General features: G+C 51.0%; 12 protein-coding genes. 4 read left to right on the top strand and 8 right to left on the bottom strand.

Annotated elements, in window-relative coordinates; all coding sequences use genetic code 11:
• The gene (flgM, locus tag NYE29_RS12720; protein WP_038597336.1) at window positions 1-288 is read right to left on the bottom strand and encodes a flagellar biosynthesis anti-sigma factor FlgM; all 288 of its coding nucleotides are present in this window, start codon (window positions 286-288) and stop codon (window positions 1-3) included.
• A gap of 103 nt (window positions 289-391) precedes the next feature.
• Window positions 392-802 carry a TIGR03826 family flagellar region protein gene (locus tag NYE29_RS12715; RefSeq protein ID WP_340896269.1) on the bottom strand — a complete coding sequence of 137 codons (411 nt, stop codon included), beginning with the start codon at window positions 800-802 and terminating at the stop codon, window positions 392-394.
• A 168-nt stretch (window positions 803-970) separates the two neighbouring features.
• Here NYE29_RS12715 and NYE29_RS12710 point away from each other — a divergent pair, with 168 nt between their 5' ends.
• From NYE29_RS12710 to NYE29_RS12695, 4 genes are all read left to right on the top strand, one after another.
• Window positions 971-1,678 (top strand): response regulator transcription factor, encoded by a 708-nt coding sequence (locus NYE29_RS12710; protein WP_340896267.1) that lies wholly within the window; start codon window positions 971-973, stop codon window positions 1,676-1,678.
• On the top strand, window positions 1,675-2,634 hold the full coding sequence (locus NYE29_RS12705) for a sensor histidine kinase (RefSeq protein ID WP_340896265.1): 960 nt from the start codon (window positions 1,675-1,677) through the stop codon (window positions 2,632-2,634). The genes NYE29_RS12710 and NYE29_RS12705 overlap by 4 nt, the downstream gene beginning before the upstream one ends.
• A gap of 97 nt (window positions 2,635-2,731) precedes the next feature.
• Window positions 2,732-3,643 (top strand): ABC transporter ATP-binding protein, encoded by a 912-nt coding sequence (locus NYE29_RS12700; RefSeq protein ID WP_340896264.1) that lies wholly within the window; start codon window positions 2,732-2,734, stop codon window positions 3,641-3,643.
• Between the two features lies 1 nt (window position 3,644).
• Window positions 3,645-4,352: an ABC transporter permease gene (locus NYE29_RS12695; RefSeq protein ID WP_340896263.1), complete on the top strand. Its 708-nt coding sequence runs from the start codon at window positions 3,645-3,647 to the stop codon at window positions 4,350-4,352.
• A 5-nt stretch (window positions 4,353-4,357) separates the two neighbouring features.
• Here the strand turns inward: NYE29_RS12695 and NYE29_RS12690 are convergent, their stop codons facing one another.
• From NYE29_RS12690 to NYE29_RS12665, 6 genes are all read right to left on the bottom strand, one after another.
• Window positions 4,358-5,224, bottom strand: coding sequence for a ComF family protein (locus NYE29_RS12690; protein WP_076109638.1), 867 nt, complete (start codon window positions 5,222-5,224; stop codon window positions 4,358-4,360).
• Complete coding sequence (locus NYE29_RS12685) at window positions 5,221-7,299, bottom strand: DEAD/DEAH box helicase (RefSeq protein ID WP_340896261.1); 2,079 nt, start codon at window positions 7,297-7,299, stop codon at window positions 5,221-5,223. Before NYE29_RS12685 ends, NYE29_RS12690 begins: the two co-directional genes overlap by 4 nt.
• A 94-nt stretch (window positions 7,300-7,393) precedes the next feature.
• Window positions 7,394-7,837, bottom strand: coding sequence for a glycosyltransferase family A protein (locus NYE29_RS12680; RefSeq protein WP_340896259.1), 444 nt, complete (start codon window positions 7,835-7,837; stop codon window positions 7,394-7,396).
• Window positions 7,838-8,077: 240 nt separating this feature from the next.
• Window positions 8,078-8,800, bottom strand: a complete 723-nt coding sequence (locus tag NYE29_RS12675; RefSeq protein WP_038597350.1) for a response regulator — start codon at window positions 8,798-8,800, stop codon at window positions 8,078-8,080.
• 4 nt (window positions 8,801-8,804) lie between these two features.
• Window positions 8,805-9,962, bottom strand: coding sequence for a sensor histidine kinase (locus NYE29_RS12670; protein ID WP_038600984.1), 1,158 nt, complete (start codon window positions 9,960-9,962; stop codon window positions 8,805-8,807).
• Between the two features lie 57 nt (window positions 9,963-10,019).
• A complete protein-coding gene (locus NYE29_RS12665) occupies window positions 10,020-12,752 on the bottom strand; it encodes a stalk domain-containing protein (protein WP_445322162.1) in 2,733 nt (910 codons plus the stop codon).
• Between the last annotated feature and the right edge of the window lie 65 nt (window positions 12,753-12,817).

The following is a 12,817-nucleotide window of genomic DNA, read 5'->3' as shown; positions in this document are numbered from 1 at the left end:
CTAATTCTCGGAGGATTGCTTAAAATAAGGGGCGAGTTTCTCTGCGAGTTTGGCTGCGTCTACTTCATAGGTACCTGCGGAGACCTGTTGCTTCAAGCTGTCAATCTTAAGTGCGCGTTCTGCATCAACCTTGCCGCTGTTCTGGGCTTGCAAGAGCTTAATAGCTTCGTCGGAAATAGAAACCTCATCTTTACGCGTACTCTTCTTCATTTGTTCCTGCCTTTGCGATTCCGCACTGCGTTGATACGGATTAATCGCATTAATTCGTCCGGTCTCGTTAATTTTCATAACTTCCACCTTCCTTTTGATATAAAAAAGCCGATAATCTTTAATAAGTTTATCGGCCTACGTTGAAACATTCTTTATAGCTGCAAACGTTTTTTTACAGAATTTATATACCGCGGAGCTTATCGACTGCCCGGTAGGCACCCTCAGATGACTTCTTAACAGGTTCCGCAGCAGCGCTTTCTTTAGCAGCATTTGCAAGATCTTTCGTCAGACGGGAGCGGCAGCTGTCGCACATATGCCCTTCACGGATCAAGGTTCCACACACTTCGCACGGCAGCATCATATTAGGCGCATTTGCTATGGAAATTCGGCCTTCGCGAATAAAACGGGTGATTTCCTTGATCGGAATCTCCGTAGCATCGGACAGCTCCTGAATATTGGTGCCTCTGTTTTTGCGCAGATATTCTACGCAGATTTCATATTGATGTTCAAGCTCTTTGAGACAGGACTGGCACAGGTCCATGATATTTTTGACATATAACCGGCCGCACTTTGGACAATTGTCTAAATTCATCTCGGCAGCGGCTCCCTTCTTACATTCTTTGCATTGATCGTACGTCTTATGCTCTAGATTACATGATAGTAGAAATTCCGTCTATGATTAGTATCGGCTAAAAAATCGCTTTAATTATATTATAATAGCAAAAAATATGCTAAACGGTCATATCAAAGGAGAAATCACATGATTCGTATTCTTGTCATTGAAGATGATCAGGAAATTTCCGGGCTGCTCGAACGATATTTTCATAAGGAAGGCATGGAATGCATGCGGATCGGGAACGGTCTTGAGGCAAAGGCAGCTTTTGAGAATAACGGCCCCTTCCAGCTTGTACTGCTCGATCTGATGCTGCCAGGTATGGATGGACTGGAGGTACTGAGAAGAATCCGTGCGGTCAGCTACGTGCCCGTGCTAATTATGACCGCCAAAGACGGGGAAACGGATAAAATCATCGGCCTCGGCAGTGGAGCTGATGACTATATTATTAAGCCTTTCAGTATCTTTGAATTAATAGCCCGTGCAAAGGCGCTTATCCGGCGGTATATTGATTTTTCAGCCGATCCCCTACTTGAACAGAGCAATCCATACATCTCCTGTGGCGATCTACTAATTGATCCCGAACAGTGCTCAGTCCTGCAAAACGGTGTCTCCCTCGGTCTGACGGCCACGGAATTTCAAATCGTCTATTTGCTGGCCTCTCATCCCAAAAAAGTGTTTACCCGGGAAAATCTATATACCCGAATCTGGGGTGAAGATTATGCTGGTGCTGGTGCGGAAAACACCATTTCTGTACACATTCGCAGATTGCGCTCCAAAATTGAAGAGGACCCTTCTCTCCCCCGGCATATCATCACAGTCTGGGGGATGGGCTACAAATGGGGTGAAGCATGACAGTTCTTCTCCTTCTTATCAGCCTGATTCTTGCTGTCCTGCTGGTCATTGTCCTTGCCTTCCGCTTACTGCGGCTTCATCGTGAACTGAAAAATGTCCATGAGTTTCTTTTGAACAAGACTACCTTCACAGAACCCGGACAGGCCCTGCCCAATGAGCGAGTTCGGATCTTTAGCGAAAATCCTATACTTCGCAAGTTAGCTTCCGGCATTAACAGTGTTCTGGACCGTCTGCAAAATGCTGAATCGCGTACAAGGCAAGCAGAGGACGCGCACAAACGGCTGGTATCGAATATCTCGCATGATTTACGCACCCCTTTGACCTCTGTGATGGGCTATTTGGAGGTACTGCAAACGGATGAGAATCTGAGTGGTGCGGAGCAGAAACAATTCATGAACATCGCTTATAAGAAATCCCGCTCGATGTATGAGCTGCTGGATCAGTTTTTTCAATTGGCGAAGATTGAAGCCGGGGATCTCCCCCTGCAAAACGTCCCCATAGACATGAACAGATTAACCAAGGAAATGCTGGTCGGCCTCTATCCTATTTTTCTCAACCTGTCCCTGGAGCCTGTTGTGGAGATTCCGCAAAAACGCTTGTATGCGCTTGGTGATAGCATGGCTGTGGAACGCATCGTAGGCAATTTGCTGTCCAACAGCTTGCGGCACGGGGCTTCCTCCGGAATAATCGGGGCGCGGCTCACCGAAACGGAGGATCACATTTCGCTTGAAATCTGGGATAACGGACCAGGGATTTCGCCAGGGAATTTGAAGCTTATTTTCGAAAGAATGTACACGCTTGAACCTGCCCGCACATCCGGCAGCAGCGGCAGCGGCTTGGGACTCACGATAGCCAGACAGCTGGCGCTCAAGCTGGGGGGAAGTCTCCATGCCGCTTCGATACCGGGGGAACGCACCTCTTTTATTTTGCAGCTGCCTAAGGCTTCCTCTTGCTGAATTGTGGAATATTAAAGAAAAAGTAAGAATTAAGTCATAGTTAAGTAAGGGTATTCCTCTAAGCTGAGTCCATACCTTTACTGAGGAGAGACAATCAATGATTCCTATTCTGCAAACCCGTGACTTAAACAAGCGCTACCGAAACTCGGCCGTGGTTGAAAATTTGAACCTGACCGTGCGCCAAGGTGATATTTATGGTCTTCTCGGCCAGAACGGAGCCGGCAAAACTACGACCCTGCGCATGATTTTGGGATTGATCCAGCCTACCTCCGGCAGCATCGAATGGCTTGATAATCCGCTGCACAGATCGCTTTACAGCCGGATTGGCTCTATTATCGAAACTCCGGGATTCTATCCACATCTGACAGCCGCCGAGAATCTTGAAATTCACCGCCGGATGAGCGGCATTCCCGAGAAGGAATCGGTGATGGAGCATCTGAAGCTGGTCGGTCTGCAGCAGGCCGCACATAAAAAAGCAAAACAGCTCTCACTCGGCATGCGCCAGCGCCTCGGCATTGCACGTTCACTCATGCATCGTCCGGACATGCTTATCCTGGATGAGCCGATTAATGGACTTGACCCTCTTGGCATTAAGGATACCCGCGAACTTATTGTAGACCTGCAGAGGAAGCGGGAGTTGACCGTGCTGATCTCCAGTCATATTTTGGGCGAAATCGAGCTTATGGCCAACCGGATCGGTATTATGCATAAAGGCAAACTCATTGAGCAGTTGGATTACGAAGAAATTCAGGGCAAAAACCGCCACTATCTTGAGCTTAAGGTAGACGATGATCAGCAGACGGCCGTGTTATTGGAGCGCCAGCTTGGAATTCACAAGTTTCAGGTATGGGAAAAGGGAGTGCTCCGTTTGTACGAGGGCTTCGACAACAGCGGTGAAATCAACCGCCAGCTGGTGGTGCACGGGATTGAAGTGAAAGAGCTGGCCATCCGCGCCGACTCACTCGAGGATTTCTTCATTCATGTCACCAGCCAAAAGGAGCTGAACTAACATGCTGTACTGTGAATGGCTTAAGTTCCGAAAATCACCGCTTTTCTGGGCTCTCCCCGCAGTAAGCCTGTTTGGCCCATTGTTGTTTATGGTAATGCGCCTTGGAGAGCCCATGTCCTGGGAAGGTTATCTCTCGAATGAAAAGCTGATGTATCCATTCATGACGGTAACCCTTTGGATTGCTCTAATAGCTAGTCAGATCATCTCCAAGGAATATACAGATTTTACGGCTTCCGTGTTATACACTTATCCACGCTCCAGAATATCAATTATATTCACCAAACTATTCATAGCTTCCCTGATTTTATTGGTCAGCCAGTTTATTGAATTTATAGGATTGTATATTACCATTTGGATTTTTAAAGGAGAGCCGTTACCTGCAGAACTGTTGAACGATCAATTAGCACGCGCAGGGCTGTTCCTGCTGGGTCAGCTTGCGGTTCTGCCGCTCTTTGCTCTATTTAGTCAGATCAGCCGCTCCCTGCTTGTACCCGTGCTGGTGGCAGTGGCCGCTACGATTGCTAATCTGAGTCTTGGAGTCAGCGGCAGCAAATATTTTTGGTATTCGCCTTTTTCCGTGGTGGCTGCCCCATATGTATCCGATATTGGTAACATCGAGACCGGAAAGATCGTAATGCTGATTGTAATTGTGTTCCCGGTCTCGCTGGCTGCGCTGCTCATGCATACCTTCAAAATGGAAGTAAAATGACCGTTCTAAGATCTGGCCCAGGTCAAGCTGTATATTTCCGCAGTGCAGCCCAAACTCGCGCTTAGCCGGATTATCGTTTCCGCACACGCACGGATGGTGCTTCCTGTGGTATAGATATCATCAACAATGATAATCTGCAAAGGCCGGTCCTGCGGATTCAATGATTCCAACAGATCTTCAAAACTTGATAGAACTTTAGAATCTCGGCTAGCGGCAAAAGCGTGCTTCATATCTGCCAGCCGCTCGGCCCGGGTCTTAAAGCTCTGTTTGCCGGTATGATGGGTACGGATCAGCAGAGGGAGCTGCGGTATCCCTCTGCGCCGGGATATAATCTCCGCCAGCCGCTCGGCCTGGTTGAATCCTCTCTCCACGAGCCGGGAGTCACTGACAGGTACAGGAACCAGCAAGTCGGCCGCCCAGAAGCGATTCCGCTCGTTTTTTCTGGCAGGAAGAATGATGTTTGAGAATCTGCTCTGCACCGGACGGCTGCTGTGCATTAGCTGCTCCCGTTCTTCCTTCAGAATGGAATATGCCCTGTCCAGCATCAGGCCAAGCATTGAAGCCAGCTTCTCATCGCCGCGATATTTGTACCGTCCCAGAAGCTCACGCATCACACTCGTATAAGCAACCGCACTGCGGTTACACACGATAGGACCTGGCTCGCTGCTGCGGGTACAATCGGGACAGCCGACATGGCGTCCGCATTTACTGCAGCGTGGACAGCGAATCCAGGGAATTGCCGCTTCACAGCCCGCACAGATTCCAGGCAGTTCTGTTGCGGGCTGACTGTGTTTCCCGCAGATCAGGCACTGCTGCAGGGAAGGGGCAAATAAGGATCGAACATTTGCCAGCTTTAAGAGTGAGAATTTCATATCCATCTCTCCTTGCTTATCAACCCTTGCCTGCGGGCAATGGCATTCATTGTCCGAATCTGCGAAATGGCTCCGCGCTGTGACCTTGTCCACTGCGGAGATAAGAAGATCACCGATCCGTCTGGATCGTCCTTCGACCTCCCGGCCCGGCCTGCCATCTGGACAAGTGAGGCCTCATCGAACAGACCACTGTCAGCATCCAGAATAAACACATCGCTTCGCGGGACTGTTACTCCCCGTTCAAGAATCGTAGTTGTCACCAGCAGGGAGATTGCCAGGCTGCGGAATCCCGCCACCTTCTCTGCTCTTTCGGGGTCCTGGGATGAGGTGCCTTCAATGGTTTTGCCCGGAAAACTCCGCCGCAGAAGCGACAGCAGTCCGGCAATATGGGAAATCCGCGACACAAACACAAATATCTGCGCTTCCCGGGCAAAAGACCTGCCTAGTGCCTTCTTAAACTTCCCGGGCAGAGTTCTGCGCTTCAGGCATAGCTGCACCGGCGCCATGGTCAGATGCTGCGGCACGGGCAGGGGATGGCCATGAAAACGCACAGGCACTCTGGCATGCGGAAGTCTGCCGTTGCGTGCTTGGCGCTGCAGCTCCGGTGGCGGCGTCGCCGACAAATAGATAAAACGGCCGTCCGGCTTACACGCATGCTCAGCCGCAAAGGCCAGCATTGGATCATTGACATAGGGGAATGCATCCAGCTCGTCAATTATGACCAGATCAAAGCTCTGATGAAAACGCAGCAGCTGATGGGTGGTCGCCAGCACCATCTGGCTCTGGCCCCAGCGGTCCGGACTGCCGCCGTACAGCACGGAGAGCGTCCTGTCCGGGAACGCCCGGCCCAGCCGGGGAGCCAGCTCCAGTACGACGTCGCGGCGCGGCGTCGCTATCAGCACGCGTCCCCCGGCGAGCAGCACCGCCTCCAGGAGCGGGAAAGTGATCTCCGTCTTTCCCGCTCCTGTAACCGCCCAGAGCAGGAACCGCTCTGGGCCCTGGGCGGCGGAGCGCTGGCGCGGCTCCGCCAGGAACCCCAGTGCAGCGCCGGCGGCTCCCGCCTGTGCGCTGCTCAGCCCCCACCGGCGCGCTGCTACGGTGGGACTGACACCGGCCGTACACCGTACGGCCGGAAGAGCCGCGCTGCGCAGCAGCAGCGCACAGGCCCGGCTGCGCCCGAGCGCGAGGCAGGCCTCGCAGTAGGCGCAGCCGGCGAGGCCGCACGCGGCGCAGGCCGTGCGGCCGGTGGCGACGCTGCCGCAGCGCAGGCAGCGCATGTCCGCGCGGCGGGCGACAGCGCCGCGCAGGGGCAAGCGGAGCCGCGGCAGGCGAAGCGCCGCCGCACGCAGGAGGCCGCCTGCGCTGGGCAGCCGCGCACGGAAATCCCCGCCTTCGCTCTCTCTCAATGTATCGCCACCTACTTCCCTACTTCCCCGCTCTCTCCTTACCTCACCTGCAGCCTTCTGTAAGCTCTCAGTCTGCTTAGCTCTCTTTCCTACCCCCGAGCTCCATCGCCGCAGTTTCCCCTGGCTCTCTTCAGCCCTGCTGCAAGCGGTCTCAAGTTTCAGCCGCCCCTGCAAATGTGCGAGCTGCGCTGCAGCTTGCCAAGTGTTTGCCAGTAGCGGATCCTTCTCCTCCAGCAGTGCTTCAACTTCAGACTGCAGCAAAGACCGGCCGGACAGTGCCTCCACTAAGCGATCCGCCTGCGCGCTGAGTGCAAAACGCTTAGTCTGCTCCTTAAAACTATCGGTTGGATGAACCTGGGTACTGTTCTTCCATTCGCCCCCCGCTTCCCTCTCCTCATTAATCTCAGCCTGCAATAGATTAGCCAGATAACCGGCCCAATGTTCTTCCGTCCATTCCTGCATGCCCTTCACAGGTTTGACATTGTCACGAAGTTTGACTGCCCAACCGAGCGGTAGATCCGCAGAAAGCAATACCCGTTTGTCCGCAGACTGTCCATTCCAGCCTTCACCTCCCACCCCGCTCCACCAGACATTGTCTACCTGGATATTTAGCGAAACCCACAGGTGCCAGCGTTCCTTATTCTTCACAGCATATAGGGCAACCCTCATCCGCAATCTCTCCTTAATTTATCCTGAGACACAAAAAAGCACACCACTCCATTCATGGAGAGTGTGCTTCACCCGATTCTTGCGTATTTAGTTCTCATTCGCCGCGCTCTGATTGATATCCCCCGCTTTCCGGCATCCGCATAAATGGCAGCGGAGCAGTTGTGCCGGGAAACCGCAAATCGACCAATATACCCTGCTGTAACGGGCTTTCTGCCTGTAAGCTACGATTGTGCATGAACCGGGAAACATTAATGGAGGAACCGCTGCAAGCCAATCTGGAGGCCACAGCTATCGTAGCATCACTTGAATCATCGTCCATTACTGTCACCCGAAATAACTTTCCGGTCAGAAAAGCATGAATACCGATTACCCGGATATACCACTCGACAACAGCTTCATGATTACGGGTAATGAGAATATAATGCAGCCGCTTCCCAGAACGTGCCGTCTGCCGGGTCAGTTCCCGGTTGCGCAAAATATGAACAAGGACAACTGCGGATCCGTATATAACCGCAATCCAGATTAACTGGGCTACCATGGAGATGCACCTCCTCTGTATACCGACACTATATGCCGGAGTTAAAAGGTCGGTGCCTGCCCATGGTTCCAACAAGACTGGGTATAGCCGGGTACATATTTACATCAGCGTTTTGCCAAATCGAATATAACTGTGCACTGAAACAATACGTTTGATTACAGCTGAATCGCTGCAGTCTGTTATGTAATGTTGTTCCGGATCATTGGGATTCTCCAAAACGTTCAGTTAAGGTTAAGCCTGTTATAGGGTTACCCAGCCGTATTTGATGGAATTAATGACTGCTTGAGTACGGTCGTCAACTTCCATTTTTTGCAAAATACTGCTAACATGGTTCTTAACAGTTTTCTCGCTGATAAAGAGGTATTCTCCGATCATCTTATTGCTCTTGCCTTCGGCCATCAGCCGCAGTACCTCTGCCTCGCGCCGGGTCAATGGATTGTTGTCGCCTGCAACGAATTTGACGCCTGCTTCCTTAACGGCTGTTTCGGTCATTGCTCCCGTCTCATTGAGATAGGTCATGCGCCGCAGCTGATTAATCAGCTTGCCCGTAACCTTGGGATGGATAAATGCATGGCCTTCACAGACGGAACGAATGGCGTTAATAAGCGACTCTGCCTCCATATCCTTCAGCAAATAGCCATTGGCGCCCTTGCGCAGTGTTTCAAATACATAGCTTTCATCATCATGAATCGACAAAATAATAACCTTGACTTCGGGGAACATTTCACGCAGCTTTTGAGTAGCCTCCACACCGTTCTCGATAGGCATATTGATATCCATAAGCACGATATCCGGTTTATTGACATTGCAAAACTCCAACACCTGGATGCCGTCACCGCATTCGCCAATGACTTCAATGTCATCCTCCATATTTAAAATACGTTTCAGCCCTTCACGAAACAATTGATGATCATCGGCCAAAAGAACCTTAATGGGCGATTTGCCAGAACTTTGGTTCTCCATCACATTACTCCTTTCCCTTATCCACATTCGTCGGAATGTGGATTACAATTGTTGTGCCCTGATTCTCTGCTGACAAAATTTCCATTCTTCCTTCAAGCAGTTCCACCCGCTCCCGCATGCCTACCAGTCCAAAGCTTTCACGGTTGCTCTGCTCGCTTACCTTCTTAACATTAAAGCCTAATCCATTATCCTTTACGACGATCTTAATCAGCTGCGCCTGATAAGTGATCTCTACTAGCACATAGCTGGGAAAGGCATGCTTGGCCGCATTGGACAAACCTTCCTGAACCAGGCGGTACACCGCCGCCTCCATGGCAGAAGACAGCCTGTGCTCCTTACCCCTCGTTTCAAAGGAGGTTCTGATCTTCGTCTTCTCCTCATAATCATGAACGTATTTACGGAGTGTCGGGATCAGCCCCAAATCATCGAGAGCCATCGGACGTAAATTAAAAATCACCTTGCGCATTTCTTCGAGGCTGTATCGAACCTGTCCCTTTAAGTCTATTACTTCGTCCTGCACCAGGGCAAATTCCTGCTTTACCAGCATTCTTTCTACAATTTCCGTCCTAAGGACTAAATTCGCCAGCATTTGAGCGGGACCGTCATGAATTTCCCGGGCAATTCTCTTCCGTTCCTCTTCTTGAGCCAGGATTATTTTTAGTCCGATCATCTGCCTGTTCTTCGCAGTTTCGACAATTCTAGTCACTTGTCCTAGTTCTCCGGACAAATATTCCAGGACAACGCTCATTTGCGAACCAATCGATTCGGCACGTTCCACTGAGTTCTCCACACTTCGAACCCGCTGTTGCAGTTCATCCCGTCTGCTCCGGAGATAGGTTTCCCTTTCCCTTGTCATCATGAGCTCAAGCTGAAGCTCTGTCGCCTTCTCATACGCAATCCGGATATCCTTCTCCGAGTAGCGGACAAAATCCCGGCTAACCTCAGTCAGCCGGATGCGGGAGCGGTGGTACTGCAGCTCCAGTTTGTCTACCTTTTGCAATGTTTCATCCGTTTCTTCCATAACGCGCTGCAGTTCTTTGGTGAGTGCAACAAGCTCATCCCGTGCAACCTGCAATATTTCAAATATCTGATACTTGCTGCTCTCCATCACGTCGATGGTATTCTTAATGACGCGATCTATCGCATCGGCCTGAAATTCCACGGATGCTTGCCCCATTTCTATCGAATCGTATTAAAGGCTTTCCTTTATACTAACATATCACGATTCGATAGTTACGGTCTTCGTGTTCTGTTCCCATTTTACGGTCAAACCTAGCTGTTCTGAGACCAATCTTAGAGGTACTAAAGTCCTGCCCTGTAGGATCAAAGGGGCTACTTCAGCACTCTGCCGTTTCCCGTTCAACACATATTCCTTGCTATTCACAGTAAGTTCCATAACTTTTGCACCGCGCAAAACCAAGATCTTCTTGGTGCTTGAATTCCAACCCGCACTGCCGCCAAACGCGTCCATCACATATTTAATCGGCACATAAGTACTCTCCCCCTTAACAACCGGAGCTACATCAATGGGTTTATCCGTTCCGTTCAGCGCCATGGATTTGGAACCGATTTTCATTACAGCGGTTCCCTTCGGGAGCCCAGCTTCACTGGAAAGCGACGGCATCACAAAGGAAAGATTGTCAAAAGCAACGGTGCCGGTTTTGGCCCGCTCGTCTTGTCCTTCCTCTACATTCACCACATACAATCTCTTTAAGGAAGCAGGGAATTTAATTCCGGAGCCTGACAAATCAATATTCAAGCTTTTCCAGCCGTTCCAGTCGATAACTTTGGCCAAATCAATATAAGCTGTAGTTCCGCTGCTGTCCACTACTTCAGCCCGCAGCCAATTCAAACTCATATCGCCCATGACATCAATCGACATTGAGGTCGCTGCTGCCGGGATGCTTTTACCGCTCGTACCATTGAATTGGGCGTAGGCATACATTTTGCCACTGCCGGCCGTCATGTCATAGCTGAGCGACAGCACCTTGGAGCCTGCCCGTTCAGCACTGCCGGCCGTAACCCCCGCAGTTCCTGTTACAGTGTTGACATTGGAAGTAAAGGCAATCGGATAAGTTACATTCTCAAAGTCTTCCCAGGTAGAAGCAGCCGCTGCCGACAATACAACTGCAGTGCTGAAGCCGTCATAACGGGCGATCGCATATCCGGTAGTCACACCATGATTGACAGAATCAACTGTGAGCTTGCCATCCTGCACACTGCCCTTAAAACCGACAAACTCCCATTTGAGTGCTGAATTCGGCACTGAAATTGTTGCTCCGCTCTTGGCAGCTGCCGTCACAGGCACGGATACCGATGCACCGGCCGTAAGAGGCGCTGTAGCCGTTCCAACAGACAAACCGTTCAGATCTTCACCACCCAGAACAGTGACCTTAGTAGACGCGCTGGCCGTACCGCTGGTCGCTGTCAAGGTGACTGTCCCCGGTTTCACTCCGGTCACTTCCCCCGTACTTACACTTGCACTGCCATTGCTTGCTACCCAAGCCGGGTTTGCTGCAGCTACATCGATTGGATTATAGTACGTATCATAGCCTTTTAAAGAATAGCTTTCCTTTTGTCCGATCAGAAGCACCGGGCTGCCGCTGATTTTAATCCCTTTCACTTCGCCTTTTGGAGCAGATGTAAATACTCCAAGCCCGTTGACAATGCTGCGCTGCTCTTTGCCATACTCTGTATTAAACGTAAGAGTGGTGGAGGTTTCGGCCAAAGGCCGGTCTACCATCGTTGTGGAGCCGCCTCCGTCCAGATTGAGCCCCTTCCAGACACCGATGTTCGTCATGAAGGATTGCAGCTCTGCCAGCGACATTCCGGCACTGTTGTCATTCTTCTCGGCTGCGATAACATAGGCATACTGTCCATCCTGTGAATACCCCAGTGCTGTGCGGGCACGGTAACCGCCAAGACTGCTGGTTGAGCGCGAGAAGGTCGCAGCTTGGCCGCCATTGACCAGTATCGTATGTCCACCTATCATCATCTGCAGATTGGCGGGATCGAGCTCCTGCTGCGTTGTTTTGGAGCGTAGCGTATAGTCTGTGACCAGCTTTTGCCCTACAGCCAGGTGCCCCGTAACAAACTGCGAAGCTAGTCCATGTGTCCGCAGAATATAGGCACCTTTAGGAACTGCTATTGCCAGAGGTTTACCGGCTTCTGAAATCTGGGTAATGATATCATTTTCAACCAGAACCTCTGTGGGGCTGGCCGAGCTGTCCTTTGGCCGCTCCCGTGCTGTCCAGGCATCCGTATAAACATAGGCTGCATTGGCATGGCTGTATGTGGAACCGCCTCCATCCGGAGTATAGGCTCCTTTGTTGATGCCGGATAACGGGAATTGTGAACCATCCTCCGCCGTCACCAGCCCTTCAAACGTATATTCGTCGATCACAGGCTTGCGGTCCTTGGTAACAGCAAAGGCGTACATTCCATTAAGCTGCGACGGCGTTGAAACAACGACGCCGCCCGTTACCTGTCCACCGATAGGCGCGCCTTCACCATTTGTATTGAAATAGTCTCCATTAACTGCCGCCACTGCTCCGGTTTCCGCAGCCATACCGCCTGTGCTTTGGCGCGTAGTCAAGTTGCCGCCTTTGCCGGTCATAACGTCTAGAGATACGTAGGGGTTGCTCAGATCTACACGAATTACATCCGCGAGCCCTGTCGCATTTTTGCCGGAGCGGGTGGTGGAGAATTTATATTTCATCATCACTGCCCCTGAAGTGATTACCTCTTCACCCAATTTGGTTACTTTGATAGAGGCTGCTGCTTGAGCCAACGATGCGGTTCCCGGCCCGAAATGCGGCAACCCTTCACTGCCGATTACCGGCATGATCCACAGCACTCCTGCCAATGAAGCGGCGATCCATCTTTTAGCTGGCGACATTTTCATTCCCCGTAAATCTGCTCTGCTATTCTTGTCCTTGAATACTTCATTCATTTCAGCGTAACTCTCCCATCTCATTGTTAAAAATTTAAACTTCCCCATAGGTTCACATCTATTTT

The sequence above is a fragment of the Paenibacillus sp. FSL M7-1046 genome, assembly GCF_038007405.1.
GTDB lineage: Bacteria > Bacillota > Bacilli > Paenibacillales > Paenibacillaceae > Paenibacillus_AQ.
The sequence above is the reverse complement of the archived record's forward strand: the minus strand, read 5'-3'. Positions and strand labels throughout refer to the sequence as shown.

Coding starts and splice junctions, on each gene's coding strand:
- NYE29_RS12700 (WP_340896264.1), top strand. CDS start 2,732: ATGATTCCTATTCTGCAAACCCGTGACTTAAACAAGCGCTACCGAAAC.
- NYE29_RS12710 (WP_340896267.1), top strand. CDS start 971: ATGATTCGTATTCTTGTCATTGAAGATGATCAGGAAATTTCCGGGCTG.
- NYE29_RS12685 (WP_340896261.1), bottom strand. CDS start 7,299: ATGAGGGTTGCCCTATATGCTGTGAAGAATAAGGAACGCTGGCACCTG.
- NYE29_RS12675 (WP_038597350.1), bottom strand. CDS start 8,800: ATGGAGAACCAAAGTTCTGGCAAATCGCCCATTAAGGTTCTTTTGGCC.
- NYE29_RS12680 (WP_340896259.1), bottom strand. CDS start 7,837: ATGGTAGCCCAGTTAATCTGGATTGCGGTTATATACGGATCCGCAGTT.
- NYE29_RS12665 (WP_445322162.1), bottom strand. CDS start 12,752: ATGAATGAAGTATTCAAGGACAAGAATAGCAGAGCAGATTTACGGGGA.
- NYE29_RS12695 (WP_340896263.1), top strand. CDS start 3,645: ATGCTGTACTGTGAATGGCTTAAGTTCCGAAAATCACCGCTTTTCTGG.
- NYE29_RS12715 (WP_340896269.1), bottom strand. CDS start 802: ATGAATTTAGACAATTGTCCAAAGTGCGGCCGGTTATATGTCAAAAAT.
- NYE29_RS12690 (WP_076109638.1), bottom strand. CDS start 5,224: ATGAAATTCTCACTCTTAAAGCTGGCAAATGTTCGATCCTTATTTGCC.
- NYE29_RS12705 (WP_340896265.1), top strand. CDS start 1,675: ATGACAGTTCTTCTCCTTCTTATCAGCCTGATTCTTGCTGTCCTGCTG.
- flgM (WP_038597336.1), bottom strand. CDS start 288: ATGAAAATTAACGAGACCGGACGAATTAATGCGATTAATCCGTATCAA.